Below are 24,747 nucleotides of genomic sequence, written 5' to 3' on the forward strand. Positions count from 1 at the left end.
GAGATCACCATGCACGACCAGACGGACCCCGACGCCACGGCACTCGCCGGACTGCGGGTGGTGGACCTGACCCAGGTGATGGCCGGCCCGTTCTGCACCATGGTCCTCGGCGACCTCGGGGCCGACGTCATCAAGGTCGAGAACCCCGGCGGCGGCGACCAGACCAGGCACTCCTGGGGCGAGAGCGGCGAGGGCCGTGACTCCACCGCGTTCTTCGCCCTCAACCGCAACAAGCGCAGCGTGTGCCTCGACCTCAAGTCCGCCCAGGGGACGGCCGACCTCCACGACCTGGTCCGCACCGCCGACGTCGTCGTGCACAACTGGCGCCCGGGAGTGGCGGAACGGCTCGGCGCCGACTACGCGACGCTGTCCGCGCTCAACCCCGCGCTGATCTACGCGAGCGTCTCCGGTTTCGGCAGCAGCGGCCCGTACGCCCGGCGCCCCGGCTACGACCTGATCGCCCAGGGGATGACCGGCGCCATGAGCGTCACCGGCGAACCCGGCGGCCGTCCGGTCAAGAACGGTCTGCCCGTGGGCGACCTGGGGGCCGGCCTGCTGCTGGTGAGCGGCATCCTCGCCGCCGTCCTGTACCGGCAGCGCACCGGCCGCGGCCAGCAGGTGGAGACCTCGCTGTACGAGGCCGTGATCGCCATGTCCGTGTGGGAGTCCACCGAGTACTGGGCGACCGGTGCGGCGCCGAAGCCCCTCGGCTCCGCCAACCGCATGTCCGCCCCCTACCAGGCGCTGCGCACCCGCGACGGCCACCTCACCGTCGGCGCCAACAACCAGCGTCTGTGGCGGAACCTGTGCGAAGCCCTCCGCCTCGGACACCTCACGGACGACCCGCGCTTCGCCACCAACATGGACCGCATGCGCAACCGCGACGAGCTGGCCGCGCTGCTGGAGGAGCGGCTCGCCGAGGACGACACCGGCGCCTGGGTGGACGCCCTGCTCGCCGCCGGCGTACCGGCGGGGCCGATCCTGGACTACGCCCAGGTGCTCGACCACGACCCGCACGTGCGGGCCCGCGGCCTCGTGCGGGAGCTGGACCATCCGGTCGCCGGCCGCGTCAAGGTGCTGGGATCGCCGCTGACCCTGGGCGCGAGCCCGGCCGTCATCCGCCGTCACCCGCCGCTGATCGGCGAGCACACCGAGGAGGTCCTGGCCGAGATACGCCGCGGCCGGGAAGCGGACGCGGCGGAGGCCGGCCGGTGAGCGGGGGCCGGGTCCTCGTCCACCGGGACGGTGACGTCGTCCGTATCACGCTGGCCCACCCCGAGCGCCGCAACGCCCTCACGTTCGCCATGTACGAGCAGTTGGCGGAAGCCTGCGCCGTGGCCGACGGGGCCGGGGTGCGGGTGGTGGTGCTGCGCGGCGCCGGCGGCCGGGCGTTCGCCGCGGGCACCGACATCCGGCACTTCGCCGGCTTCGACGGCGCGGGAGCGGACGGGCTGGAGTACGAGCGGCGCGTCGGCCGCGTCCTCGACCGGCTCGCCGGGCTGCGCGCCCCCCTGGTCGGGGTCGTCGAGGGTCCGGCCGTCGGCGGCGGTCTCGCCCTCGCCGCCGTCTGCGACCTGCTGATCGCCACGCCCGACGCGGTGTTCGGCGCGCCCGTCGCCCGTACGCTCGGCAACTGCCTGCCCGCGCCGGTCGTCGCCCGTCTCAAGGACCGGCTCGGCTCGGGCCGCACCATGGCCATGCTGCTCACCGCCGAACTGCTCGACGCCGTGACGGCGCACACCGCCGGCCTGGTGCACGAGGTCGTGCCCCGCGACCTGCTGGAGGAACGCGCCGCTGACCTGGTCGGGAGACTGGCCGACTGCGCCCCGCTCACCCTGGCCGCCCTCAAGGAGACCGACCGCCGGCTGCTCGCTGCCGGCGCCGCCGCCGACACCGACGACCTGCTGCGCCGCTGCTACGGCAGCGCCGACTTCCGGGAGGGCGTCGCCGCCTTCCTCGACCACCGCACGCCCCGCTGGGAGGGCCGCTGATGCCACCCGCCATGCCCGTGATCGACGCCCACCACCACTTCTGGCGCGTCGCCCGCCAGCACCAGGCGTGGCGTACGCCCGACCACCACGCGATCGACCGCGACTACGACCCGGCCGACCTGCGCGCCGAGCTGGCCGCGGCCGGCGTGGACGCCACCGTCCTGGTGCAGTCCGTCGACACCCCCGAGGAGAACGACCGGCTGGCCGCCTACGCCGACTCGGCCGACTACGTGGCCGGCGTCGTCGGCTGGCTGCCGCTCGCCGATCCCCCCGCCGCGCGGGCCGAACTGGCCCGCTCCGCGCACCCGTCGCTGCGGGGCGTACGCACGCTCGTCGGCCGGGACCCTCTCGACTGGCTGAACCGGCCCGATGTCCGCGCCCTCTTCACCGACCTGGCCGACCGCGGCCTGACCTGGGACGTCGTCCCCGTCACCGCCGAGCAGGTGCGGAACGTCACGGCGCTGGCCACCGCGGTGCCGGAGCTGCGGATCATCGTCGACCACCTCGCCAGGCCGCCGGTGGAGACCGGGACGCCCGGGCCGTGGGCCGCACACCTGGCCGCGCTCGCCGCGCTGCCCGGCGTCGCCTGCAAGCTCTCCATCGGGATCGACGTCCTCACCGCCTGGGACCGCTGGGACCCCGAGGCCCTGGTGCCGTACGTCGCGCACGCGCTGGACGTCTTCGGTCCCGAACGCCTGCTGCTCGCGTCGAACTGGCCGGTCGTCCTGCTGCGCCGCGACTACGGGCGCGCGCTCGCCGACCTCGCCGAAGCGGCGGCGCGCGCGGGAGCCGGCCCCGCCGACCTCGCCATGATCCGCGGCGCCACCGCCGCCCGCTGGTACCGGCTGGCCCCGGCATGACCGCCATCCCGTTCGAGGACCACACGCCCGAACTCGCCCCGGGCGCCTGGCTGGCGCCCACCGCCACCGCCGTCGGCGCCGTCCGGCTCGGGGCCGACGCGAGCCTCTGGTACGGAGCGGTGGCCCGCGCCGACACCGAACGCATCGTCATCGGCCGGGGCAGCAACGTGCAGGACGGCTCCGTGCTGCACGCCGACCCCGGCTTCCCCGTCCTCGTCGGCACGGGCGTCTCCATCGGGCACCGCGCCGTCGTGCACGGCTGCACCGTGGAGGACGACGTGCTGATCGGCATGGGCGCCGTCCTGCTCAACGGCGCGCACGTCGGGCGCGGCTCGCTCGTCGCCGCCGGCACCGTGCTGCTCCAGGGCACCCGGGTGCCGCCGGGCTCGCTCGTCGCCGGCGTACCCGGCCGGGTGCGCCGTGAACTGACCGGGGACGAGGCCGCGGACATCCGCCGCAACGCCGACCACTACCGGGACCTGGCACGCCGCCACGCCCGCAGGGAGCCGACCGCACCATGAACCTCACCGACCACCTCGCCACGATCCTGCCCGATGACGCCGACCGCGCCACCCTCGTCGGCCGCCTCCACGACCCGGCGGACGGCGGCCCCTCGGTCGTCGCGCTCCGCGGCGACACGCTCGCCGACCTCACCCCGCACGCCCCGACCGTCGCGGACCTGCTCGACCGGCCGGACGCCGTCGCGCTGGCCGCCACCGCCCCCGTCGAACGCACCTGGCCGGTGGCCGAGGTGCTCGCCGCCACCCTCGCCGGCGACGCGCCCGCGGGGGACGCGCCCCGCCTGCTCGCCCCCTGCGACCTGCAGGTCCTCAAGGCGTGCGGCGTCACCTTCGTCCGCAGCATGATCGAACGCGTCATCGAGGAACGCGCCGCCGGCGACCGCGCCCGCGCCGCCGGGATACGCGCCCGCGTCCAGGAGGTCATCGGCGGACGGATCGGCGACCTGGTGCCCGGCTCCCCCGACGCCGCCCGGGTCAAGGAGGTGCTGATCGCCGAGGACCTGTGGTCGCAGTACCTGGAGGTCGGCATAGGCCCCGACGCCGAGGTCTTCACCAAGGCACCCGTGCTCTCGTCGGTCGGCACCGGCGCCGGGACAGGCGTCTGGTCCCGCTCCACCTGGAACAACCCCGAGCCCGAACTCGTTCTCGCCGCCGACTCCCGTGGCCGGGCCGTGGGCGCCACCCTCGGCAACGACGTCAACCTCCGGGACGTCGAGGGGCGCAGCGCCCTGCTGCTCGGCAAGGCCAAGGACAACAACGCCTCGTGCGCCATCGGCCCGTTCATCCGGCTGTTCGACGACGGCTTCGGCATCGACGACGCCCGCGCCACGGACATCACCCTCACCGTCACCGGCACGGACGGGTTCCGGATCGAGAGCGTCAGCTCCCTGCGCGAGATCAGCCGCGACCCGCTCGACCTGCTCGCCCAGGCCATGGGCCGGCTGCACCAGTACCCGGACGGGATGATGCTGTTCACCGGCACGATGTTCGCCCCGACGCAGGACCGGGACGCCCCCGGCGAGGGCTTCACGCACCACCTCGGCGACATCGTGCGGATCTCCGCCCCGCGTCTCGGCACCCTGGTGAACGCCGTCGGGCACAGCGAGACGGCCCCGCCCTGGACGTTCGGCATCCGCGCGCTGATGACCAACCTCACCCGCCGGGGGCTGCTGTGACCCGCGTCGTCGTCACCGACCAGGCGTTCGGCGCGGTGGCCGAGGAACGGGCGGTCGCCGAGCGGCACGCCGCCGAGTTCGCCGAGCACCACTGCGTCACCGAGGAGGAGACCCGCGCGGCCGTGGCCGGCGCCGACGTCGCGTTCGTCAACTTCGCCCCGGTGACCCGCCCGGTGCTCGCGGCCCTCGCGCCCGGCGCCACCGTGATCCGCTACGGCATCGGCTACGACAACGTGGACGTGGCCGCCGCCCGCGACCTGGGCGTCCGCGTCGCCAACGTGCCCGACTACGGCACCGACACCGTCGCCGACCACGCCGTCGCCAGCCTGCTCGCCCTCCTGCGCCGGCTGCCCGTCTACGACCGGGCCATCCGCCGGGACGGCTGGTGCGCGCCCGCAGACGTCGGACCGCTGCCCAGTTTCTCCGCGACCACCGTCGGACTCGTCGGCCTCGGGCAGATCGGCCTCGCCGTGCACCGGCGGCTGCGCGCCTTCGGCTTCCGCGTGCTGGCCACCGACCCGTACGCCGACCCCGCCGCCGGGCCGCCCGGCGGACCCGGACTGGTCGAGCTGCCCGAACTGCTGGCCGAGGCGCACGCCATCTCCCTGCACGCCCCCGCGACGCCCGACACCCACCACCTCATCGGGCCGCGGAACCTCGCCCGGATGCGGCCCGGCGCGGTCCTGGTCAACACCTCCCGGGGCGCTCTCGTCGACACGAACGCCCTCGCCGGTGCCCTGCGCGCGGGCCGGGTCGCCGCCGCGGCGCTCGACGTGCTCGCGCCCGAGCCGCTGCCGTCGGACTCGCCGCTGCGCGACCTGCCGAACGTCGTGTTCACGCCGCACGCCGCGTTCTACTCGACCGAGTCGCTCCGGGCGCTGCAGCGCCTCGCGGCCGAGGAGGCGGACCGGGCGCTGGCGGGGCGGCCCCTGCGCTGCCGGGTGGCCTGAACCGGCCGGGACGGCGGTCGCCGGCTCACAGCAGGCCGGCGGCCGCCAGGTGCCGCGCGACCCGCGCGACCTCCTCGTCGGACAGCGGGATCTGCGGTTCGGCGAGCGTGGCGTGGTCGATCACGCCGCGCAGCCGCAGCGCCGCCTTGAACGCGCCGAGGGCCGACGAGCCGCGGCCCATCCGGGTGGACGCGCCGACGTGCACGAGGCCGTACAGCGCGGCGAGCCGGTCCTGCTCGGCGCGGGCCTCCGCCCAGCGGCCCTCCGCGCAGTGGCGGACGAGCCGGACGTAGCCGTCGGGGTCGACGTTCCCGAGGCCGGGCACGACGCCGGTGGCGCCCATCAGCAGGGCCGCGTCCACGGCGACCTCCGAGCCGGTCAGGACGGCGAAGCCGGGCGGCGCGGCCATGATGATCTCGCGCAGGGTGCCCAGGTCGCCGCTTGAGTCCTTCAGTCCCGCGACGGCGCCGTCGGCGGCCAGGGCGAGGACGGTGCCGGCGCTCAGCTTCGTGTGCACGGACACGGGCAGGTCGTAGGCGATGACCGGCGCCCCGGCCTCGCGGGACAGCAGCCGGAAGTGCCGGTCGATCTCGGCGGGGTGCGTCCTGGCGTAGAACGGCGCGGTCGCCACCACCGCGTCGGCGCCGGCGGCCAGGACGGCGCGGACGTGGTCGAGGACGCGGGGCGTCGTCATGTCGATGACGCCCGCGAGGACGGGCACGCGGCCCGCGACGTGGCGGGTGACCGTCTCCACGACCGTGCGGCGCTGCGCGTCGGTGAGGAACGCGGCCTCCGAGGTGGAGCCGAGGACGAACAGGCCGTCCACCCCGGCGTCCGTCAGGTGGTCGACCAGCCGGACCAGTGACGAGGTGTCCACGGCGCCGTCGGGGGTCAGGGGGGTGCAGACGGGCGGGATCACGCCGGCCGGCGGGACGGTCGGGGACATGGACGCTCCTGGTCGGGGTGGCGGCGGACGGTAGAGATGTTCCCTGCCCCGGCCGCCCGCACCCGGCACCGACGCGGCCGGGGCGGCCGGGGCGGGCGGCCCGGCGTGGCATGGGTACGGCGCTCACGGAAGCCTCCGGGATCGCGGCGCGCAGCCGCGCGTTCTCCGGGACCGTCGCCGACTGGCTGCGCGGCCGCGGGTGGGACGGCGAACCGGCGCTCGGCGTCGTCGTCTGGACCGGTCCCGCGCACGAGTACACCCGCGCCTGGCTCCTCGGGAGCGGCGGTGCGCCGGACGGCGCGGCGGCCCCGCTCGCCCGGGCCGCCCGGCACGCCATCGCCCCGTATCTGTCGGCGGACGCCCGGGAGGACGACACACCGTGAACGACACCGTCGCGTGCTACGGGCGCGCCCTGGACGGCGTGGGCGACGTGGTCGCGCGCGTCCCGGCCGACCGCTGGCGCCGGCCCTCGCCGTGCCCCGGCTGGACCGGCCCGCACGTCATCGGGTACCTGATCGACGGACAGCGGCAGGTCGCCTCCCTGATCTCCGGGCAGGGACCGCGACAGCCGCTCGCGGACCCGGCCGGGGCCGTCACGGGCGACCCGGCCGCGGCCTGGGCCGGCACGGCGGTGGCGGTGCGGGAGCTGCTGACGGCCGTCGATCCCGGCGTCACCGTCCCCGCCCACCAGGACGGGATGACGGTCGAGCGGAGCCTCGCCATGGCGGCGGAACTCGGCGTGCCCCTGGACGAGGAGGCGGTGAACGTGTGCCTGACCGCCATCGAACCGGTCGCCGGGCGGTTCGCGGCCACGGGCATGTACGCGCCCGCCGTCCCGATCGCCGGGCACGTCACGCCGCAGCGGCGGCTGCTCGCCCTCCTGGGCCGGGACGCCGGCTGACCGTCCTGCCGGGCCGACAACGTTTTCCACAGCGGGGCCGATGCTGTGGAAAACGTTGCACCGGCGCGGTGCGCCCCGTCAGACGACGGTGAGGCGTACCGCTCCGATGCGCGGGGCGGCCGCCTCGTGCACGGCCCCGCGCCCCGGCACGATCCGCACCGCCGGCACGTCCCGGCCGCTCGCGGAGCCGGCGGCCCGCAGCGCCGCCAGGTTCCCCGTCACGTCGAAGTGGAACGATCTACCGTCGCCCGCCGCCCCGTGCCCCGGCCGCGCCGCCGCCCCGAAGAACACCGGGTGGCCGACGAACGCCGGTCCCGAGGTGTCGGTGTCCGCCGTGTCGCCGCCCAGGAACACCGCGAACGTCTCGCACGGCGGGTGGTCCGCCGCGACGCCGTCGAGCGTGAGGACGACGCGGCGGTCGCCGTCCAGCGCGTCCGCGAGGGACGTCCCTGCGAGTGCGTCCACCGGTTCGAGGGGGAGGACGACCTGCCGGTCGCCGAGCCGCACGCCGCCGGCCGAGTCGGCCACCGGGCTGCCGCCGCGCGGCGGCTGCGCCATGAGCACGGCGGCGGGTGCGGCGCCCGTGCCCGTGCCGTCGGTCAGCGAGTCGTAGCGGTAGGCGTCGTCGGGGAAGGCGAAGACGGGACCGGTGAGGAGGTGCCGCCGGCCGTACTCGTCCCGCAGCAGATACGGCAGGCGCCCCGTCCCGCCCGTGTGGTCCGGCCGCTCCCCCGGCCAGTGCTGCCCCTCGGGAAGGGTGTGGCCCGGCCGGGCGAGCCACGCGGCCCAGAGGCGGTCGACGTTGGCGTGGTGGAGCCAGAAGAGGGGGTCCTGCGCGGCTGTCGGAACCGCGCCCAGCAGCCCGCCCACCGCGTCGTGCACGAGGCCGTGCGGGTACAGCTCCAGCGTGGCGGAGAAGCCGGCGCGCGGGTCCGTGCCCTCCTCGTCCGGGCCGAAGGCGGGCTCCGCCATCGCCCGGTCCGGTGCGACGATGTCCCACCCCATGGCCTCGTCGTCGCGGAGGCACCGGCCCGCCGGGTCGCCGGACGGGAGGTGGAGGGGGTTGGGTTCCGGCGCGTCCCCGTGGGCGGCGGGGAGGTACGGCTGCCGGAAGGCGAGCGGCACACGGCGGGACCCGGCCGAGCCGCCGGGGTCGCCGTCCGGGCCGAGGTGGGCGTAGTTCCAGTAGGGCAGCGCCCACGCCGCCTGGTCGTCGCGGCCGAACTCCTCCACGATGACGCGCCGCACGATCCGCTCGAAGCGGAGGACGTACCAGCGGTGCCACGGCAGGAAGAGCGGGCTGCCGTGCGGGCACTGGCGCCACTCCGGCGGGTCGTCCGGCGCGGCCTCGGGCTTGCCGTGCGTGTACGCCTGGAAGAGCCACGAGTCCCACCGGTCCACGGGCTGCCGCTTCATCCAGCCGACGGCCTTCGCGTACCAGTGGAGCGCGGGGTCCCAGGCGCCCGTGGCGGGGTCGATCAGGGTCGCCACGTCGCGGCGCAGGGGCGTCTCACCGGATACGGCGACGGACGCGCGCGGCAGCCCCGCGCCCAGGGCGGCGGCGCCGCCCGCGAGGAGGAGGGAACGCCGGGAGACAGTCATACGGTTCCTCCGGGGATCGCTGTCACGACATCCTGGAGAACCGGCCAAAAGCCGCGAAAGACTCGTTTTCGCCCCGTTTTCCGCACCAGTGGCCCAATCGGGCCGCCATGGCCTGAATCCGCGGCGGCTGCGGAACCATCGCGCCGCGCCGTGCGTATCTCCTGTCACAGAGCGTTGCCGGGCGATCGGGGAGAGGGAGGCCGCCATGGCGGCGGGTGTGTCGGGCAAGGGGCGGGGAGACTTGAACGCGGCGTCCCAGGCGGCGGGAGTGGCCGGCACGGTCGCCTCGCTCGCCGGACTCGTGGTGTCGGTCATCGCCCTGTACCGGGGCGGGGGAAGCGGCGGCGCCGTCCGCGTGGGGAGCGGCGCGACCCTCCCCGTGGGCGTCGAACCCGAGCACCTAGTGCCGCGTCAGGCAAGGTTCGCCCCGTCGCGTCGCCCGGCACGGCACCTCGCTGCGTTGCCGAATCGCGCGAATACGACGGGTATGAGCTGCGATCCGGCGCCTTGCGATGCACCGCACCGGACGCCGCTCCTTGACGGGCAAACCTTGCCTGACGCGGCACTAGCCCGGGCCGGGCCGGATGCTCGGGTTCGACGCCTCTCAGTCAGGCCGGGACCGGCGCGGGCTGGACCCGCTTCGCGTCCCGGGCCAGCCATACGCAGGCAGCCGCGAGCAGTACGCCGTGCGCGATCCGCAGTGCGGGCGGACTGAAGAACTGCGGCAGGAACAGCCCGAACCCGACCGCGAACAGGACCGCCGGCACCGTGCGCGTCCGGGCCGCGACGAGTATCGCGCCCGCCGCCATGGTCAGCAGCCCGAGCCCGAACATCGTCATCGCGAACGGGTTGTAGCGCACGTCCTCGGCCAGGTCGAGGACGTGCGGCTGGTTGGCGATCGCATGCAGGCCGAAGCTCTCGGCGCCGTAGTACGGCAGCGTCAGGCCGGCGCCGATCCAGAACACGATCGCCGCCACGCGGTTGATCGGCAGCAGTGCGATCGCGACCAGGATGAACCCGATCATCGCACACAGGTGCGAGACGATCCACGCGGTGGAGCCCATCGCGGCGGCGGCGCCCGAGGTGGTGGACTCGTCCTCCCACGGGCGGAGAGCGGGGTAGAGCAGGAACAGTACGCCTGCGACAGACAGCGGGATCCTCATGATTCGTTCCCCAGGTTGGCGAGATACATCTGGACGAGCTGGTCGTAGGTGTCGTCGAGGCCTTCCGGCAGGCCCAAGCCGCCGGCGAGGGCGGATTTCCTTGGGATGGGTGCCGAGGCGACATCGGCCTGCGTGTCGGTGGTCGAGCGCATGGTGCGACCTCCCTCGTACGGCGAGTGGGTTTCAGGCGGACGCGCCGCGCAGTGCGCAGGCGACCAGACGGTCGACGTACGACGCGTCGAGGGGGCGGCCGGTGACGAGCAGCCGGTAGTACAGGGCGCCGGCGAGCTGGTCGAACAGGACCTCGGGCTCGACGTCGGCACGCAGCTCTCCGTTTTCGCGGGCGCGTTCGAGCAGCGTCAGCACCAGAGCGTTACGGCGGTGGAACATCGCCTGGACCGCTGCCCCGACGTCGGCGTGGCGGGCGGCCGCCGCGGCGACCTCCGCGACCAGGCCCGCGGAGGCGTCGCCCGACGTGGCGGGGCGGCCCGCCTGCCGCATCTGGTGGAGGCCGGTGACGATCTCGCCCAGATAGCGGGTGAGATCCGCACGGACGTCCCCGCTGTACTCCACCGGCACGACGTCTTGGCGCCGCGCGACCACGGCGACGATCAGGTGGTCCTTGGTGGGCCATCTCCGGTACAGCGTGGTCTTGGCGACCCCGGCCCGCAGGGCGACCTCGTCGACCGAGAGCCGGTCATAACCGCGATCGAGCAGCAACTCCAGCGCCGCGTCGAGGATGCGGGCGTCAGCCGCTTCGGACCGCGGTCGCCCGCGTCGCCCAGTTGGTTCCACAGCGCCACTTCCCTTTTCGCTACGAGCGTTGCGTAAATCAGCTTAGGCTGGTTCCCGCATTTACGCAACGCCCGTATCGAAATCCGCGGAGGCCGGACGGCCTGAATCCGCGGCGGCTGCGGAACCATCGCGCCGCGCCGTGCGTATCTCCTGTCACAGAGCGTTGCCGGGCGATCGGGGAGAGGGAGGCGGGCGTGTCGAACAAGGGGCGGGCGGTGGCGTGGACCGTCGCGGTGGTCAGTGCGCTGGCGACGGCGGGGCTCGTCCTGCTGCTGGTGCGGGCGGACCTGAACGCGGCGTCCCAGGCGGCGGGAGTGGCCGGCACGGTCGCCTCGCTCGCCGGACTCGTGGTGTCGGTCATCGCCCTGTACCGGGGCGGGGGAAGCGGCGGCGCCGTCCGCGTGGGGAGCGGCGGGACCCTCCTCGTGGGCAGCAGCACGGGCAGCGCGATAGGCAAGGGCGCCTCGGTCTCCGGCCCGGCCGGCACGGCCCCGGCTCCCGGCACGCCGGTCGCACCGCCGTCCGGTGACGTCGATGTCGCCCCCGGCGGGACGGCGGCTTTCGGCCATGTCACGGACAGCGCGATCGGGGAGGACAGCAAGCGTTCATGACACCGCCGCTGTGGCGTCGCGGTCGCCGCGCCGAAGCCCCCGCGCCCTCTCCCGAGGCCGGTCTCACGGTGGCGAAGAAGGCCGTCGCGGTGGTCGGGGACACGACGGATTCCGCCATCGGCCCCCACGCGAGCGTCACCAAGGTCGTGCACCAGTACGTCCTGCCGCCGCGCGCCGAGGTGACGTGGCCGGTCCGGCTCGGTTCCGTGCCGCAGGAGGCCGCCGCGTTCCAGCACCGGGCCGAGGTCCAGCAGCGGATCGACCGGGCGCGGGAGCGCAGCGGCACCGTCGTCCTGACGCAGGTGCTGCGCGGCGGGGGCGGCGTCGGCAAGTCGCAGCTCGCCGCCCACTACGCCCGCCTCGCCGACCGCGAGGGGACCGAGCTGATCGTGTGGGTGGACGCGGCCGAGACCGAACAGGTCGTCGCCGCGTATGCCCGTGCCGCCCATCACCTGGCCGTTCCGGGGGCACTGGGCGAGGACGCCGAGGCCGACGCCCACGCCTTCCGTGAGTGGCTGGCCGCGACGGACCGGTCGTGGCTGATCGTGCTGGACGACCTCAGCGACCCCGCCGCCGTCGCCCCGTGGTGGCCGCCCACCGCGCCCGGGAGGCTGGGCCGCGTCCTGGCGACGACCCGCCGCCGGGACGCCGCGCTGTCCGGCGGGGGCCGGGCGGTCGTCGACATCGACGTCTACTCGACCGCCGAGGCCCTCGCCTATCTCCGCAGGCGACTCGCGGAGGAGGACGCGGAGCACCTGCTGGACGAGGACGCGGGCGTCCTGGTGGAGGACCTGGGACGGCTGCCGCTGGCCCTCGCGCACGCGGCGGCCTACCTGGTCAACGAGGCCGTCACCTGCGGTGATTACCGGCACAGGCTGTCGGACAGCGGCACCCGGCTCGACGCCCTGATGCCCACCGCCGGGGACGGCTACCCGCGCGAGGTCGGCGCGGCGCTGCTGCTGTCACTGGAGGCGGCCGCCGCCGCCGATTCGGCCGGACTCGCCCTCCCGACGCTGGTCCTGACCGCTCTCCTCGACCCGGCGGGACACCCGGAGGCACTCTGGCGGACCGAAGCCGTACTTCTCTCCCTGACGGACTTCCGTGCGGCGTTGGGCGAGGAGCGCGGGGTGACAGCGGACGAGGCACGGGCGACACTACGGCTCCTGCACACCTACAGCCTCATCACGCACGAGCCCCGGGCCGGTGACCGGGCCGTACGCATCCACGCCATGACGGCCCGCGCGGTGCGCGACACGCTGTCCGATTCGGTGCTCAACGCGGCGGCCCAGGACGCCGCGAATGCCCTCCTGGAGCTGTGGCCGGAAGAGCATGAGCCCGACTGGGCCCTCGTCGATGTGCTGCGAGCCAACGCCGGCGCGCTCGCGTTCCATGCCGGCGACGCCCTGTGGGACACCGGCGCGGAGGGCGGCCACGCTGTTCTGTTCCTGGTGGGCCGGAGCCTGAGGGAAGTCGGACAGTTCACCGCCGCGATCGATCACTGGTCACGCGCCATCGACACGGCGAACCGGATCCTGGGTGCGGAACATCCTGACGTCGGCGTCCTGCGCACCAACCTCGCCGTCGCCTACAGCCAGGCCGGCCGCACCGACGAGGCCATCCAGTTGGGGGTACATATCCTGGCCGCCCGCGAACGCACCCTCCCACCCGACCACCCCGACACCCTCCTCGCCCGCGCCAACCTCGCCGCCACCTACAGCCAGGCAGGCCGCGCCGACCAAGCCGCGCGGATGGAGGAACAGGTCCTCGCCGCCCGCGAACGCACCCTCCCACCCGACCACCCCGACACCCTCCTCGCCCGCGCCAACCTCGCCGTCTCCTACAACGCAATGGGCCGCACCGACGAGGCCATCCGGCTGGAGGAACAGGTCCTGGCCGTCCGCGAACGCACCCTCCCGCCCGACCACCCCGACACCCTCCATGCACGCGCCAACCTCGCCGCCTTTTACAACGAAATGGGCGGCACCGACGAGGCCATCCGCATCGGGGAACACGTCCTGGCCGTCCGCGAACGCACCCTCCCGCCCGACCACCCAGACACCCTCCTCACGTGCATCAACCTGGCGTTCTCCTACAACCGGGCGGGCCGCGCCGATGAGGCCGTCCGCATCGGGGAACACGTTCTGGCCGTCCGCGAACGCACCCTGCCGCCCGACCACCCCGACATCCTCATCGCACGCGCCAACCTCGCCGCCTCCTACGCCGAGACGGGCCGCACCGACCAAGCCATCCCGATGGAGGAACAGGTCCTCGCCGCCCGCGAACGCACCCTCCCACCCGGCCACCCCGACACCCTCATCGCACGCGCCAACCTCGCCGCCTCCTACTGGCAGGTGAATCGCACCGAGGAGGCCCTTGTCCTTCTCGCAGAGGCAGTGGCCGACTCGGAGCGTGTGCTCGGGTCGGAGCACCCCGATACGGTCGGCAGGCGGGAGCTGTTGGCTCAGTGGCGGGCGGAGACCGGCGGGGGCGAGTGAGCGGTGCCGCCTCCTCGGGCGGCGTCCGCTGCGCAGTGGCGCTACCGGTCAGGCGGTCAGGTCGAGCGTGGACAGGCGGTCGGGGTCGGTCAGGATGTCGATCCCCGTGACGAGGCCGTCCTGGATGGTGAACGACATGACGGACAGGGGCCGGCCCTCGGCGAACGACACAACACCGGGCGTGCCGTTGACCAGCACCAGACGCGCGTCCGCCGCGAAGCGGGCGTAGGTGATCGCCTGGGACGCCACGTCGCCCGCGCCGCGCCGCATGAGACTCGGGATGAGCGTGCCGCCGTCGGAACGCACGACCACGTCGGGGTGCAGGACCGACACGAGCGCGTCGAAGTCGCCGCCGCGGGAGGCGGTCAGGAAGGCGTCCACGACGTCGCGTTTGCGGGCGTTGTCCGTGTCGGCCGCCGGGGTGGCGCCCTGGACCCGGCGGCGGGCGCGGCTGGCGAGCTGCCGGGTGGAGGCCGTGGTCCGGCCGAGGACGGGAGCGATGTCGTCGAAGGGCACGTCGAACATGTCGTGCAGGACGAAGGCGAGCCGTTCGTCCGGGGACAGCGTCTCCAGCACGATCATGAGCGCGATGCCCACCGAGTCCGCGACCAGGACCTCCTGTTCGGGGTCGACGCGGGCCAGCGCGGTGACCACCGGGTCCGGGAGCCGGACCGACCCGTCCTGCTCGGGCAGCGGGTCCTCACGCCGTGACGCACGCGAGCGCAGCATGTCCAGGCATATCCGGCCCACGACCGTGGTCAGCCAGGCACCCAGGTTCTTCACGTCACCCACATCGGTGCGGCTGAGCCTGAACCACGCTTCCTGAACGGCGTCCTCCGCCTCGGCGAGCGAGCCGAGCATGCGGTATCCCACCGCCCGGAGCGCGGACCGTTCCGCGTCGAAACGGTCGGCCAGAGAAAAGTTTTCGCTCACCTGTCACATCCTCGCGTTCGAATCCGTCGGTCCAGTGACAGACGCTAACCGGCACCGAGGAGAGAACAGAATGAACGCCGTCGCCACCGCCGCCGCCCGGATGAAGAACCCCGCGCTCGTCCTCCCGGACGCCATGAAGGGCATCCAGAACATCTACAAGGCCATGTACCAGGGCGGCGTCTCCCCGCAGACCCTGGAGCTGGTCCACCTGCGGGCCAGCCAGATCAACGGGTGCAGCGCCTGCGTGTTCGCCGGTATCACGGGCGCGAAGGAGCACGGCGAGACCGACGAACGCCTGCACGCCGTGGCCGCCTGGCGCGAGGCGCCGTTCTTCACCGACGAGGAGCGCGCGGCCCTGGCCCTGACGGAGGCCGCCACCCGGATCGCCGACCGCTCCGGCAAGGCCGTCCCCGACGACGTGTGGAACGAGGCCGCCGACCACTTCACCGAGGAGCAGCTCTCCGCGATCATCCTGATGATCGGCCTCACCAACTTCTTCAACCGCATCAACACGACGATCGAGGAGCCCGCCGGCGCCACCTGGTGACCGGCACCGCCCGAACCGGCATCCCGGGTGGCGGCGCACCCGCTCATGGCCAGCGGGTGCGCCGCCGGTTCAGGGGGCTGGTTCCTGGTCGAGTGCTCGGGCGACGGTGCGGGCGATGTGGACGAACAGTCCGGCCCACGCGGCGAGTCCGGCACCGGCCAGAGCCAGGACGACCCAGGCGCCGGTCACGTCCCGGCCTCCGGCGCCATGTCGCGGACGGCGGTGTGCAGGACGTCGACGGCGTCGGCGGCGATGGCGCGGGCGGCGTCTCGTTCCAGGTCGGCGGTCGCTTGTGCGGCAGCCAGGGTGGCGGCGGGCCAGAGTCGGTCCACGGCGGGTTGTACGTCGGCCAACTGGTCCTCGTCCAGATCGGCGAGCCGCCGCACGAGGTCGGTGGGAACGATCTCGGGCCAGTAGTGCAGGTCTCCCCGGCTGCTGCTCGGGTGAGCAAGGAACGGAACAAGCCGCTGTTCGACCATGCAGCCACGGCACGCCTGGAACCCGCGCCCGGGACCGGCCGACGCTTCCCCCGCTGCCACGGTGATCAGCGGCTCGCCGGTGGTCTCGCAGTACATGCACAACGGCCCCGGAGCAGCATCCACAGCAGCCCGCAGCTCATCCACGGCCGCCACGATCCCGTGCTCGGCCTTCCCCCGCACCGCCCGGAACAGGCGGGTCACCACCGGCTGAAGCGTCACACCCGGCGCCAGGTCGGCCAACCGCACCACCAAGTCGTCCGGCACCTCGTCCGGCCACTGATGCGGCTCACCCCAACTCGACACCGGATGATGCACGACCGGGATCAGCCGGCAGGCCAACAGACACGGACGACACGCATGCTGCGACCATCCCGCCGACTCAGCCTGCACCAACGAGATCACCACCAACGCCGGACCAGCCGCACCACAACTCCCACATCGAAGACCGGCGCTCACGACTCACCCTCCGCCCCGCCCGAGTCCTCACCGACCGACCCCTCAAGACCGGTGATGCCCCTGCTCCCCGGCCCCCTTTCCTGTACCGGATCGGGGCAAGCTGTGAGTTCTCGGCTCCGGCGCATCGCAATAGCGCCTCCCTCGGTTCGCAGACGTGCGCTCAAAGCAGACACGGCATCCGACAAGAGCTGCATGTGCACCAACCGCGCCAACACCCCGGGCGCGGGCTCCACCGCCAACAGGTACTGCGCAGACTCAACAGCGGCCTCAACGCGTTCGGCCTCGCCCTGGTCGCTCGGCAAAAGCGCGGAGAACAGCGGAATCAGCGTCCTGAGATGTGTCCGGAGTCGGTCCGTGACTGCTGTGAGCGCCACGTCGTCTCTCTGGGCGGTATACAACTCGCGCGCACGGCGGATATCCCGCCGCATCGCCTCGTGGTCGAGGTTCGTCAATGGACGCCTCCGTATCAGCCGTCATCGCCTGTAGTGATCAGACAACTACGGGCAGGGCGCTCGAACGCACACAGAAGTTGCACAAACCGGGGGTGAGTACCCGCTGTTCGACGGCGGAAGCAGCATGCGGTGGGGAAGACTCAACATATGCACAGTGCTGACGCGCCCACGGCTGTCGGTGAAGTCATCGCCGTCCAGCGGAAGGCGCGCGGTTGGGGGCAGCAGAGGCTTGCCGACCGCGCGAAGATCTCCAAGTCCCTGCTGAGCAAGATCGAGGTCGGCGACCGGGCCTGCCGGCCGGCCGTGGCGGCGGCCATCGCCTCGGCGCTCGGCATCCCGCTGCCCGTTCTCCACGGACAGCCCTATGCCGAATCCCCCGGCCCCGAACTCATCGACGCCCTCCGGTCGGCCGTGCGCAGGCACCGCCATCCACGGATCACCGACGTCCGGCCCGACACCCTCACGGCCGACGTCGCCGCCGCCTCGGCCATGCGGGCGTCCACCGACTACGCCCACCTGCTCCCCGTGCTCCCCGACCTGATCGGCCGGGCCGTGGCCCACGCGCACGACACCGGTGACCCGGAGGCGTGGCAGTTGCTCGTGGACGCCTACGGGTGCGCGTTCACCATCGCCCACCGCCTCGGCTACCCGGACCTCGCGGACGTCGTGGCGGCGCGGCAGGAGTGGGCGGCCTCCCAGACCTGGGCGCCGGTCGCGCAGATGGCCGCCGCCTGGAGCGAGGCGGGCACCTTCCAGTCCGCCGGCGACTACCTGGAAGGTCTCGCGGTCACCGACCGTGCCCTCACCACGTGGGCGGCCTCGGGCCGTGACAGCGTGGCCGCACTCGTCGCCGCCGGCAGTCTCCACCTGCGCGCCGTCACCCTGGCGTCCCGCGCACGGGACGACGGCACGACACAGCACCACCTGCGCCACGCCCAGCGACTCGCCGAACGCCTCCCCGGCAAGGACCGTCACCGGCACAACCTCACGTTCGGGCCGGGCAACACGGTCCTGCACGAGCTGGCCACGCACATCGAACTGGAGCGCCCCCGCCGGGCGGTGGCGATGGCCGGCCGCCTCGTCACGTCGCCGCCCGCCGGACTGGCACCCACGCGGGTGGGCCACCTCCACATCGACGCCGCACGGGCGCACCTGGCCGCCGGCGACCGGGACGCGGCCCTGACCTCCCTCATGCGCGCCAGGGAAGCAGCACCGCAGATGACCCGCATCCACCCCATGGCACGTGAGGTCCTGCGAGTGCTCGTGTCGCTGCACCGCCGGTCCAAGCCGGAGTTGACCGTCCTGGCGAAGTGGGCCGGGCTCATCGAGACGTGAGACCGTCCCGGCCGGGTGCTACGGGAGGCCCAGGAATTCCCCGAGTTCCCGGTGTGTGGAGGTCAGAGGTCTGCGGCGGCTCTCCCGTGCGCAGCGGAACGTGTCGCGGGCGAGGCCCTGGTGGCGCAGCCAATCCGGTGTCGTCTCGCGCAGGCCCGCCATGAGCCGCAATGCATCGTCGGGCTGCCGCAGCCGGGCATGGGCGTTCGCCACGTCCAGCACGTGGCGGTTCCGCGTGTTGGGTGTCAGGCCCGCGAGGAGGCGGGGCGGGATACGGCGGGCAAGCCCCACCACGCGAGCCGGGTGCCCGCCCACCGCGTGGTTCTCGATGCCCTGCATAACGACCCCGGGCAGATCGAACCTGCCCCAGCTGTACGGGTCGTTCGCACTCCGGCCTCCGAGCGCCATGGCGGCCGTCCGCGCCGCGCGGAGCAGAGAACGCGCTTCCTGCGGACGGTTGTTCCGGGCAGCAGCAGCCGAGCCGCGCATCAGCAGACGTCCCCACACCCCGAGTTCGGCGCGGGATGCCCGGGACAGGCGCGGCTCCACCTGGTCCGCCGTGTCAACGGCCAGCCGTTCCGTCTCGTCCAACCGCCCCTGGCGCAGCAGCATCCAGCCCTGGAGACAGACACCGCCCGCCGCCCGCGTACGGTCCCCGGCCCGCGCCGCCTCCTCCATGGCCTCACGCAGCGCGGTGTGTGCGAGGTCGTAGGCGCGCACCTGTGTCAGGTACCGGCCGGCCATCAGCAGGACGTCGGCCCGCAGCGCCGCCGCCTCGGCCCCCAGGTCCTCGACCGCCTGCCGTGCGGCCATGACCACCGGGGGCAGCAGCCGCCCCAACTCTCGGTAGTCGTCCCGGTAGTAAGCACCGACGAGGGTGTCCGCCGTACGCCGCAGGCTCACCAGGTCCACCGGCCCGGCCTCGTCCACCGGAACGCGGCCGTCCAGCCCGATCGGCGGAGCGATGGCCCGGCGCAGCTCCAGCAGAGCCATGGCCCGGTCGTCGGCGTGCGTGTCGGCGCCCATCCCCGGCGTCTCGAACAACTGGCTCGTCCGGAGCCCCAGCGCCCGCGCCAGAGCGTGATACGTGTCGATACGCGCGGCCCCGCCCGCCTCGATCTTCTTGACCACATTGACGTGCACGCCCGCCCGCTCGGCCAACCGCTCCTGCGTCCAGTCCCGGTCGAGCCGCGCCCGCCTGACCCGACGCCCGCTGACGTCGTTCCCGTCCATGGGCACCCCGCAGTCCGCCGGTCACCTCACCTATCAGGATAGAACCGGGCGCCGCCCATGGCCGATCATCGGCGGATGCGTCCGTTGAAGCATGGGTACACCAATCGGACCGTCGGTGACGGGGTCGTTGTCCTGAAGACGTACGAGGGGCCTGATGCCCGTGCGCGGTTGCGGCGTGAGCGTGCGGTGCTTGTCCGGCTGCGTGGGCGTGTTCCCGTTCCGCCCGTGGTCGGTGTGAGCGCGTCCTCGCTCACGCTCGGGTTCGTCGCCGGTGTGCAGGGGCAGGAGTTGCTCGACTCCGGCCGGGCCGGGGATGTCCTCGCGGGCTGCGGTGAGGTGCTGCGGCGTATCCATGACATCGCGCCGGGACCGGTGCTGGTGCACGGTGACTTCGGGCCGAACAACGTCCTGCTCGATCCCGCCACCTGCGAGGTCACCGCCGTGATCGACTGGGAGTTCGCGCGCATCGGCGAGCCGGTCGAGGACCTGGCCTGGTGCGAGTGGATCGTCCGCATGCACCACCCCGCACACCGTCACGCGCTCGGTGACTTCTTCCGCGCCTACGGCCGCGAGGTGCCGCCCTGGCCGGTGCGCAGGGCGGCCATGCTCGCCAGGTGCGAGGCGCTGCGCCAGTTCTGCGAGCGGTGGGAGCCGGACGGTCCCGGTGTGCGGCAGTGGCGCGAACGCGCGGCCGTCACCGCCAGGTGGGGCGCGTAGCCGTCGTCAGGGTGCCGTGTCCTCCTCCTCGATGCTCCGGTTCCAGTCCCGTTTGGACGCCTGCCAGCCGTCCTCGTCCTGGCCGAGCCGCCAGTAGCCGGACGCCGACAGGCGTTCCCCCGGCACGCCCCACTCGGTGCGCAGCAGGCGTCGGAGGTCCCGTACGAACCCCGCCTCGCCGTGCACGAACGCCTGCACGTCGTCCGCCGGCGGCGCCGGGGCGTCCCGCACCGCGCGGAGCAGTGCGTCGCCGACCCGGCCGCCGTTCCGGTGCAGCCAGTGGACGGTGGCGTCGGCCGCCGTCGTCACCGGCTGCTCCTCCTCAGGACCGGCGACCTCGACGTACGCCACCGCCCGTACGCCCGGCGGCAGCCGCTCCAGCGTCGCCGCGACGGCCGGCCACGCCGTCTCGTCGCCGGCCAGCAGGTGGTGGCCGACCGCCGGGTCGGGCGCGTAGCCGCCGCCCGGACCGGCGAAACGGATCGCGTCGCCCGGCCGGACCCGCACGGCCCACGGCCCCGCGAGCCCCTTGTCGCCGTGGTGCAGCAGATCGACGGACAGCTCGCGCCGCTCCGCGTCCCAGCGGCGCACGGTGTACGTCCGGGTGCGCGGCCACCGGTCGCGCGGCAGTTCGTCCCGGATGCGCCGCAGGTCGAACGGCTCCGGGTACGCCACGCCCGGCACCGGGAACAGCAGCTTCACGTAGTGGTCGGTGAACCGGCCCGCCGTGAACCCCGCGAGCCCCGGACCGCCCAGGACGACACGCGTCATGCGCGGGGTGAGCCGATCGACCCGCAGCACCCGCGCCGTCGTGACACGCGGGTTGCGGCGTCCTGGACGCTCCGCCATGGTTCCTCCTCCCCCCGGTCAGCCGGCCACCGGCGCGGGCAGCGGTACGCCGAGCCGGCCGGCCGCCCCGGTGAGCGCCTGCCACACCTTCGCGCCCACCGGCACGCCGTCGCGCGCCCGTTCGGCGGCGGTCGCGGCACTGCGCTCGCCCGGGTACGTGATCCCGGCGCCCTCGTCCGCGCGCGGCAGGCCCTTCAGGACGTCGAGGGTGCGGCCCACGTCGTCGGGGAGGGCGTCCGCGTCGCCGAACGCCGCCGGGTCGAGGGCGATGAGCAGCGCGTTCTGCCGGTGCGCCTTGCCCTCGGGCTCCCCGCCGTGGAACGCGGCGAGGATCGGCGCCTGCACGAGGACGCCCGTCAGCAGCTCGAACACCAGCGACATGCCCGCGCCCTTGGCGCCGCCCAGCGGCAGCGGCATCTTCGCCAGCGCCGGATCGGTCGTGGGCTCGCCGTCGGCCGTCGCGGCGGCGCCCTCCGGGAGCGGCCGCCCGCTCGCCCGGTACTGGGCGATCCGGCCGAGCGCGATCGTGGCCGTCGCCATGTCGAGCAGGACCGGCGGCCGGTCGCGCGCCGGGACGGCGACCGACAGCGGGCTGGTCGCGACGGCCGCGCCCCGGACGCCGGGGTAGGCCATGTTCGGCATGCCGGCGACGACGGCGACTCCGACGAGGCCCGCCCCGGCGATGCGGGACGTGTAGTAGCCGATGGCGCCGGTGTGGACGGTGCCGCGCACGGAGACCGCGCCGACACCGTTCGCGCGGGCGCGCGTCACCGCCTCGTCGGCGGCGGCCGTGAGCGCCACGGGACCCGGCGCGCGGTCGGCGTCGATGACGGCGACGCCCGGCGCGCCCGACGTGGTGCGCATCTCCGGCGCGGTGTTCGCCTCGCCCGAGGCGAGGAGTTCGAGGTAGCGGGGGACGCGGGACACGCCGTGGGAGTCGACGCCCCGCAGGCTCGCCCACATCAGGACGCCGGCGAGCGTGGCGGCCTCGTCGGCGCCGAGCCCCGAGCGGCGGAACAGGTCGTTCGTGAACGCGGTCAGCGCGTCCGCCGGGACGACGACTTTCGCTGGTGGCATGGGTGGTGCTCCCGTCTGTGGTCGGGTCAGCGGGTCACGGAGACGTCGACGATCGCGGTCGTGCCGGCCCGTACGGCCTTCCACGCGCGGGACAGCGCGGGCGCCAGCTCGTCCGGCGCCGTGACCGTCTCGCCGTGCATGCCGAACGGTTCGGCGAAGCTCGCCAGTTCGGGCTGGCCGCTCAGGTCGGTGCCGAGGAACTCGCCCGTCGCGACGGCCGCGCCGTCCGGGTAGAACCGCAGGTGGTTCATCCTCATCGAGCGGTACTCGTGGTTGTTGAAGACGACGATCAGCAGCGGGAGTCCCCGCGCCCGTGCCGCGTCGAGCGAGGCGATGACCGGGTTGTAGAGGAACGCGCCGTCCCCGATCGTGAGGACGACCGGCCGCGAGGGCGCCGCGAGCTTCACGCCCAGCGCGACCGCCATGCCCTGCCCGAGGCCGCCCTGCACGTAGAAGTACGAGTCGGGCGTCGAACGCAGCAGGTGACGCTGCACGATCCGGCTGTGCGTGATGCTCTCGTCCACGACGACCGGGTCGTCGCCGTCCTCGTCGACGACCCGCCGCAGGGTGGCCGCGAGGAGGACCGGGTCGATGCCGGACGGCGCCTCGCCGGCCCGCCGTTCCACCGCCTCGATCGACGCGGCGCCGGCCCGGTGCCGTGCGCGCTGCGTCTCCAGGCGGCGCGCGAGGACGGCGGGCTCCGGCGGCGTCTCGCGGGCCAGCCGGGCGAGTTCGCGGAGGGTCGGGGCGACCTCGCCCTCCAGGTAGTGGTCGGCGTGCAGCACCTGGTAGGCGATGTGCGGGCGCTGCGGCACCTCGTCGATGACGACGATCGTGGCGCGTGCCGGGCGCCTGCTCGGCGGGTAGAACGGCGCCCGGCAGTTGACGAGGACGATGAGGTCGGCCTCGTCCATGAAGGGTTCGATGTCGCCGCCGGCGTGCAGCTCGTGCGTCCTCGGGAAGTTGGCGCACACCGCCGAGTTCGGCTCCACGACCGGGACGGCCAGAGCCTCGGCGAGCACGACGAGCGCCGCCATGCCGTCCGCCTCGCGCCCGGCCGTCTCGGTGACGACGACCGGGTTGTCCGCCGACCTGAGCAGGTCCAGGACGGCGGCGACCTCCGCCGGGGCGCCGACCGTCGTGCCCCGGGGGGCGACCGGCGCCGGCTCCCGACCGTCCCACGGGTCGAGCAGCACCTCAAGCGGCACGTTGAGGTAGACGGGACCGGCGGGGGCGCGCGCGGCCAGCTCGGCCGAGCGCGTCAGCATCGCGGGGAGCGTGGCGACGCTCGCGGCCTGGTTGGCCCACTTCACGAACGGTGCGGCGAGCGCGTGCGGCCCGCCGACGACCGACAGGTTGCGGTACCACTGGCCGCCCGGGTCGGGGCCCGGGCCGTCGCCGTAGGTCGTGGACTCGGAGGACGCGATCACCATCGGCACGCCGGCGAGCAGCGCGCCGTGGATGGCGCACGAGCCCTGGAGCAGCCCGGGACCGGCGTGCAGCAGGACGCCCTGGGGGCGGCGCGTGACGAGCCCGTAGCCGGTCGCCATGCCCACGGCGACCGTCTCGTGCGTGAGGTCGAGGTAGCCGGGGCACGGCAGGCCGTCGCGGTGGTGCCGGGCCAGCGACTCCCACACCGGCGCCCACTCGGAGCCCGGTGAGGAGAAGATGTGGTCGGCGCCGACGGCGCGGAAGGCGGCGACGACGGCGTCACCGCCGTCGGCGCGGTGCTGGTTCTCGTGCTGGGTCACGGCCGCGCCTCAGCCCTCGATCGGCCAGCCGAGGCACTCGCAGATGCCCCGCCCCATGATCCACTCCAGCTCGTCGGCGGTGAAGTGGAAGTGCTTCGTGAACTGCTCGATGGTGTCGGTGTAGCCGATGCCGTGCCCGAGGAGGCGGGTGATGTCGGTGCCCCAGAAGCAGCGTTCGGGACCCATCTTGTCGACCATCTCCCGGACGTACTTCTCTATGTTGAGGTTCGGGAACGGGTGCGTCGAGTAGCCGGGGAGCGCGGACACCTTCACGTAGATGTTGGGGTGCTTGAACAGGTCGGCGGTCTCGGAGACCCAGTAGCCGATGGCGTCGTCCACGCAGCGGGCCATGATGCCCATGTGGTCGATGATGATCTTGAGCCCGGGGTGCTGCTCGGCGATCGCGCCCAGTTCGGCCTTCCACACCGGCGCGTGGACCATGGTGGGGATGCCCAGTTCCTCGGCGACCGGCCAGTACCAGTCGTTGGTGCCGTCGATCATCCAGTTGCGGTCCTGCGGCCGGTGGAACGTGAGGCGGGTGCCCTTCACGTACGGGTTCTGCGCGAAGTCGCGGAGCATCGCGGTGCCCTCGACCGGGTCGTTCTGCGGGATGCGCGCCATGATGCCGAACCGCTCGGGGTACGCCTCGCACGCCTCGAGCGAGTAGTCGATGCGGTTGCCCTCCCACGACGGCGGCAGGAGCAGCGCCCGGTTGACGCCCGCCTCGTCCATCATGGCGAGGCACTCCTCGTAGCTGAACGGGTCCTCGCGGTGCCCGTTGAGGCGGATGCGCTCCCGCGCGCCCGGGACCCAGGGGCGGTCGGGGGCCTCTTCCTTCCAGATGTGGACCTGGGAGTCGACGACGAACATGGGTGGTGCCTCCTGTGGTGAGTGCGGTGCCGTGGGGT

The 24,747-nt window shown here is 73.8% G+C and carries 26 protein-coding genes; 13 read left to right on the forward strand and 13 right to left on the reverse strand.

Features of this window, described 5'->3' with window-relative positions:
* Positions 1-9 precede the first annotated feature (9 nt).
* The 6 genes from EMA09_RS11945 to EMA09_RS11970 are packed head-to-tail and all read left to right on the forward strand — an operon-like array spanning position 10 to position 5,497.
* On the forward strand, positions 10-1,215 hold the full coding sequence (locus EMA09_RS11945; protein WP_129841036.1) for a CoA transferase: 1,206 nt from the start codon (positions 10-12) through the stop codon (positions 1,213-1,215).
* Positions 1,212-1,991 (forward strand): enoyl-CoA hydratase, encoded by a 780-nt coding sequence (locus tag EMA09_RS11950; RefSeq protein ID WP_129841037.1) that lies wholly within the window; start codon positions 1,212-1,214, stop codon positions 1,989-1,991. The genes EMA09_RS11945 and EMA09_RS11950 overlap by 4 nt, the downstream gene beginning before the upstream one ends.
* Positions 1,991-2,851, forward strand: coding sequence for an amidohydrolase family protein (locus EMA09_RS11955; protein WP_129841038.1), 861 nt, complete (start codon positions 1,991-1,993; stop codon positions 2,849-2,851). Before EMA09_RS11950 ends, EMA09_RS11955 begins: the two co-directional genes overlap by 1 nt.
* Complete coding sequence (locus EMA09_RS11960) at positions 2,848-3,372, forward strand: gamma carbonic anhydrase family protein (protein ID WP_129841039.1); 525 nt, start codon at positions 2,848-2,850, stop codon at positions 3,370-3,372. Before EMA09_RS11955 ends, EMA09_RS11960 begins: the two co-directional genes overlap by 4 nt.
* Complete coding sequence (locus EMA09_RS11965; protein ID WP_129841040.1) at positions 3,369-4,547, forward strand: fumarylacetoacetate hydrolase family protein; 1,179 nt, start codon at positions 3,369-3,371, stop codon at positions 4,545-4,547. The genes EMA09_RS11960 and EMA09_RS11965 overlap by 4 nt, the downstream gene beginning before the upstream one ends.
* The gene (locus EMA09_RS11970) at positions 4,544-5,497 is read left to right on the forward strand and encodes a C-terminal binding protein (protein WP_129841041.1); all 954 of its coding nucleotides are present in this window, start codon (positions 4,544-4,546) and stop codon (positions 5,495-5,497) included. Before EMA09_RS11965 ends, EMA09_RS11970 begins: the two co-directional genes overlap by 4 nt.
* 25 nt (positions 5,498-5,522) lie before the next feature.
* Here EMA09_RS11970 and EMA09_RS11975 read toward each other — a convergent pair whose 3' ends face one another.
* The gene (locus tag EMA09_RS11975) at positions 5,523-6,443 is read right to left on the reverse strand and encodes a dihydrodipicolinate synthase family protein (RefSeq protein WP_129841042.1); all 921 of its coding nucleotides are present in this window, start codon (positions 6,441-6,443) and stop codon (positions 5,523-5,525) included.
* A gap of 110 nt (positions 6,444-6,553) precedes the next feature.
* Between EMA09_RS11975 and EMA09_RS28335 the strand changes: the two genes are divergently transcribed.
* Together EMA09_RS28335 and EMA09_RS11980 are read left to right on the forward strand one after the other, a co-directional pair.
* Positions 6,554-6,826, forward strand: a complete 273-nt coding sequence (locus EMA09_RS28335; protein ID WP_168220711.1) for a hypothetical protein — start codon at positions 6,554-6,556, stop codon at positions 6,824-6,826.
* The gene (locus EMA09_RS11980; protein WP_168220712.1) at positions 6,823-7,344 is read left to right on the forward strand and encodes a maleylpyruvate isomerase N-terminal domain-containing protein; all 522 of its coding nucleotides are present in this window, start codon (positions 6,823-6,825) and stop codon (positions 7,342-7,344) included. Before EMA09_RS28335 ends, EMA09_RS11980 begins: the two co-directional genes overlap by 4 nt.
* 78 nt (positions 7,345-7,422) lie before the next feature.
* Here the strand turns inward: EMA09_RS11980 and EMA09_RS11985 are convergent, their stop codons facing one another.
* From EMA09_RS11985 to EMA09_RS12000, 4 genes are all read right to left on the reverse strand, one after another.
* On the reverse strand, positions 7,423-8,946 hold the full coding sequence (locus EMA09_RS11985; RefSeq protein WP_129841044.1) for a tyrosinase family protein: 1,524 nt from the start codon (positions 8,944-8,946) through the stop codon (positions 7,423-7,425).
* Between the two features lie 608 nt (positions 8,947-9,554).
* On the reverse strand, positions 9,555-10,109 hold the full coding sequence (locus EMA09_RS11995; RefSeq protein ID WP_129841046.1) for a hypothetical protein: 555 nt from the start codon (positions 10,107-10,109) through the stop codon (positions 9,555-9,557).
* Complete coding sequence (locus tag EMA09_RS28340) at positions 10,106-10,261, reverse strand: hypothetical protein (RefSeq protein WP_168220713.1); 156 nt, start codon at positions 10,259-10,261, stop codon at positions 10,106-10,108. Before EMA09_RS28340 ends, EMA09_RS11995 begins: the two co-directional genes overlap by 4 nt.
* A 31-nt stretch (positions 10,262-10,292) precedes the next feature.
* A complete protein-coding gene (locus EMA09_RS12000; RefSeq protein ID WP_129841047.1) occupies positions 10,293-10,904 on the reverse strand; it encodes a TetR/AcrR family transcriptional regulator in 612 nt (203 codons plus the stop codon).
* Positions 10,905-11,098: 194 nt separating this feature from the next.
* Between EMA09_RS12000 and EMA09_RS12005 the strand changes: the two genes are divergently transcribed.
* Together EMA09_RS12005 and fxsT are read left to right on the forward strand one after the other, a co-directional pair.
* The gene (locus EMA09_RS12005) at positions 11,099-11,515 is read left to right on the forward strand and encodes a hypothetical protein (protein WP_129841048.1); all 417 of its coding nucleotides are present in this window, start codon (positions 11,099-11,101) and stop codon (positions 11,513-11,515) included.
* Positions 11,512-14,010 (forward strand): FxSxx-COOH system tetratricopeptide repeat protein, encoded by a 2,499-nt coding sequence (fxsT, locus tag EMA09_RS12010; RefSeq protein ID WP_129841049.1) that lies wholly within the window; start codon positions 11,512-11,514, stop codon positions 14,008-14,010. The genes EMA09_RS12005 and fxsT overlap by 4 nt, the downstream gene beginning before the upstream one ends.
* 48 nt (positions 14,011-14,058) lie before the next feature.
* On the opposite strand, the gene EMA09_RS12015 is transcribed toward fxsT, so the two are convergent.
* Entirely contained in the window at positions 14,059-14,943 is an 885-nt protein-coding gene (locus EMA09_RS12015) for a sigma-70 family RNA polymerase sigma factor (RefSeq protein ID WP_129841050.1), read from the reverse strand.
* Positions 14,944-15,013: 70 nt separating this feature from the next.
* Here EMA09_RS12015 and EMA09_RS12020 point away from each other — a divergent pair, with 70 nt between their 5' ends.
* Positions 15,014-15,490 carry a carboxymuconolactone decarboxylase family protein gene (locus EMA09_RS12020; RefSeq protein WP_129841051.1) on the forward strand — a complete coding sequence of 159 codons (477 nt, stop codon included), beginning with the start codon at positions 15,014-15,016 and terminating at the stop codon, positions 15,488-15,490.
* A 185-nt stretch (positions 15,491-15,675) separates the two neighbouring features.
* Here the strand turns inward: EMA09_RS12020 and EMA09_RS12025 are convergent, their stop codons facing one another.
* Positions 15,676-16,362, reverse strand: coding sequence for a hypothetical protein (locus EMA09_RS12025; protein WP_129841052.1), 687 nt, complete (start codon positions 16,360-16,362; stop codon positions 15,676-15,678).
* A gap of 59 nt (positions 16,363-16,421) precedes the next feature.
* A complete protein-coding gene (locus EMA09_RS12030) occupies positions 16,422-16,877 on the reverse strand; it encodes a DUF6415 family natural product biosynthesis protein (RefSeq protein ID WP_129841053.1) in 456 nt (151 codons plus the stop codon).
* A 147-nt stretch (positions 16,878-17,024) separates the two neighbouring features.
* Here EMA09_RS12030 and EMA09_RS12035 point away from each other — a divergent pair, with 147 nt between their 5' ends.
* Positions 17,025-18,212, forward strand: coding sequence for a helix-turn-helix transcriptional regulator (locus tag EMA09_RS12035; protein WP_129841054.1), 1,188 nt, complete (start codon positions 17,025-17,027; stop codon positions 18,210-18,212).
* A gap of 18 nt (positions 18,213-18,230) precedes the next feature.
* On the opposite strand, the gene EMA09_RS12040 is transcribed toward EMA09_RS12035, so the two are convergent.
* On the reverse strand, positions 18,231-19,445 hold the full coding sequence (locus EMA09_RS12040; protein WP_129841055.1) for a helix-turn-helix transcriptional regulator: 1,215 nt from the start codon (positions 19,443-19,445) through the stop codon (positions 18,231-18,233).
* Positions 19,446-19,520: 75 nt separating this feature from the next.
* Between EMA09_RS12040 and EMA09_RS12045 the strand changes: the two genes are divergently transcribed.
* A complete protein-coding gene (locus EMA09_RS12045) occupies positions 19,521-20,162 on the forward strand; it encodes a phosphotransferase (RefSeq protein WP_129841056.1) in 642 nt (213 codons plus the stop codon).
* 6 nt (positions 20,163-20,168) lie between these two features.
* Here the strand turns inward: EMA09_RS12045 and EMA09_RS12050 are convergent, their stop codons facing one another.
* The 4 genes from EMA09_RS12050 to EMA09_RS12065 are packed head-to-tail and all read right to left on the reverse strand — an operon-like array spanning position 20,169 to position 24,709.
* Positions 20,169-21,011, reverse strand: a complete 843-nt coding sequence (locus EMA09_RS12050) for a siderophore-interacting protein (protein WP_129841057.1) — start codon at positions 21,009-21,011, stop codon at positions 20,169-20,171.
* 18 nt (positions 21,012-21,029) lie between these two features.
* The gene (locus tag EMA09_RS12055; protein WP_129841058.1) at positions 21,030-22,088 is read right to left on the reverse strand and encodes an Ldh family oxidoreductase; all 1,059 of its coding nucleotides are present in this window, start codon (positions 22,086-22,088) and stop codon (positions 21,030-21,032) included.
* 26 nt (positions 22,089-22,114) lie between these two features.
* The gene (locus tag EMA09_RS12060) at positions 22,115-23,839 is read right to left on the reverse strand and encodes a thiamine pyrophosphate-dependent enzyme (RefSeq protein WP_129841059.1); all 1,725 of its coding nucleotides are present in this window, start codon (positions 23,837-23,839) and stop codon (positions 22,115-22,117) included.
* Between the two features lie 9 nt (positions 23,840-23,848).
* Positions 23,849-24,709: an amidohydrolase family protein gene (locus EMA09_RS12065; RefSeq protein ID WP_129841060.1), complete on the reverse strand. Its 861-nt coding sequence runs from the start codon at positions 24,707-24,709 to the stop codon at positions 23,849-23,851.
* Positions 24,710-24,747: the final 38 nt, after the last annotated feature.

Source organism: Streptomyces sp. RFCAC02, assembly GCF_004193175.1.
Lineage (GTDB): Bacteria > Actinomycetota > Actinomycetes > Streptomycetales > Streptomycetaceae > Streptomyces.

Excerpts from the sequence above, each read along its gene's own strand:
- EMA09_RS28340 (WP_168220713.1), bottom strand. The coding sequence starts at position 10,261 with ATGCGCTCGACCACCGACACGCAGGCCGATGTCGCCTCGGCACCCATC.
- EMA09_RS11945 (WP_129841036.1), top strand. The coding sequence starts at position 10 with ATGCACGACCAGACGGACCCCGACGCCACGGCACTCGCCGGACTGCGG.
- EMA09_RS12035 (WP_129841054.1), top strand. The coding sequence starts at position 17,025 with ATGCACAGTGCTGACGCGCCCACGGCTGTCGGTGAAGTCATCGCCGTC.
- EMA09_RS28335 (WP_168220711.1), top strand. The coding sequence starts at position 6,554 with ATGGGTACGGCGCTCACGGAAGCCTCCGGGATCGCGGCGCGCAGCCGC.
- EMA09_RS12065 (WP_129841060.1), bottom strand. The coding sequence starts at position 24,709 with ATGTTCGTCGTCGACTCCCAGGTCCACATCTGGAAGGAAGAGGCCCCC.
- EMA09_RS12055 (WP_129841058.1), bottom strand. The coding sequence starts at position 22,088 with ATGCCACCAGCGAAAGTCGTCGTCCCGGCGGACGCGCTGACCGCGTTC.
- EMA09_RS11995 (WP_129841046.1), bottom strand. The coding sequence starts at position 10,109 with ATGAGGATCCCGCTGTCTGTCGCAGGCGTACTGTTCCTGCTCTACCCC.
- EMA09_RS11985 (WP_129841044.1), bottom strand. The coding sequence starts at position 8,946 with ATGACTGTCTCCCGGCGTTCCCTCCTCCTCGCGGGCGGCGCCGCCGCC.
- EMA09_RS12040 (WP_129841055.1), bottom strand. The coding sequence starts at position 19,445 with ATGGACGGGAACGACGTCAGCGGGCGTCGGGTCAGGCGGGCGCGGCTC.
- EMA09_RS11955 (WP_129841038.1), top strand. The coding sequence starts at position 1,991 with ATGCCACCCGCCATGCCCGTGATCGACGCCCACCACCACTTCTGGCGC.
- EMA09_RS12045 (WP_129841056.1), top strand. The coding sequence starts at position 19,521 with ATGCGTCCGTTGAAGCATGGGTACACCAATCGGACCGTCGGTGACGGG.
- EMA09_RS11965 (WP_129841040.1), top strand. The coding sequence starts at position 3,369 with ATGAACCTCACCGACCACCTCGCCACGATCCTGCCCGATGACGCCGAC.
- fxsT (WP_129841049.1), top strand. The coding sequence starts at position 11,512 with ATGACACCGCCGCTGTGGCGTCGCGGTCGCCGCGCCGAAGCCCCCGCG.
- EMA09_RS11975 (WP_129841042.1), bottom strand. The coding sequence starts at position 6,443 with ATGTCCCCGACCGTCCCGCCGGCCGGCGTGATCCCGCCCGTCTGCACC.
- EMA09_RS12020 (WP_129841051.1), top strand. The coding sequence starts at position 15,014 with ATGAACGCCGTCGCCACCGCCGCCGCCCGGATGAAGAACCCCGCGCTC.
- EMA09_RS11960 (WP_129841039.1), top strand. The coding sequence starts at position 2,848 with ATGACCGCCATCCCGTTCGAGGACCACACGCCCGAACTCGCCCCGGGC.
- EMA09_RS12050 (WP_129841057.1), bottom strand. The coding sequence starts at position 21,011 with ATGGCGGAGCGTCCAGGACGCCGCAACCCGCGTGTCACGACGGCGCGG.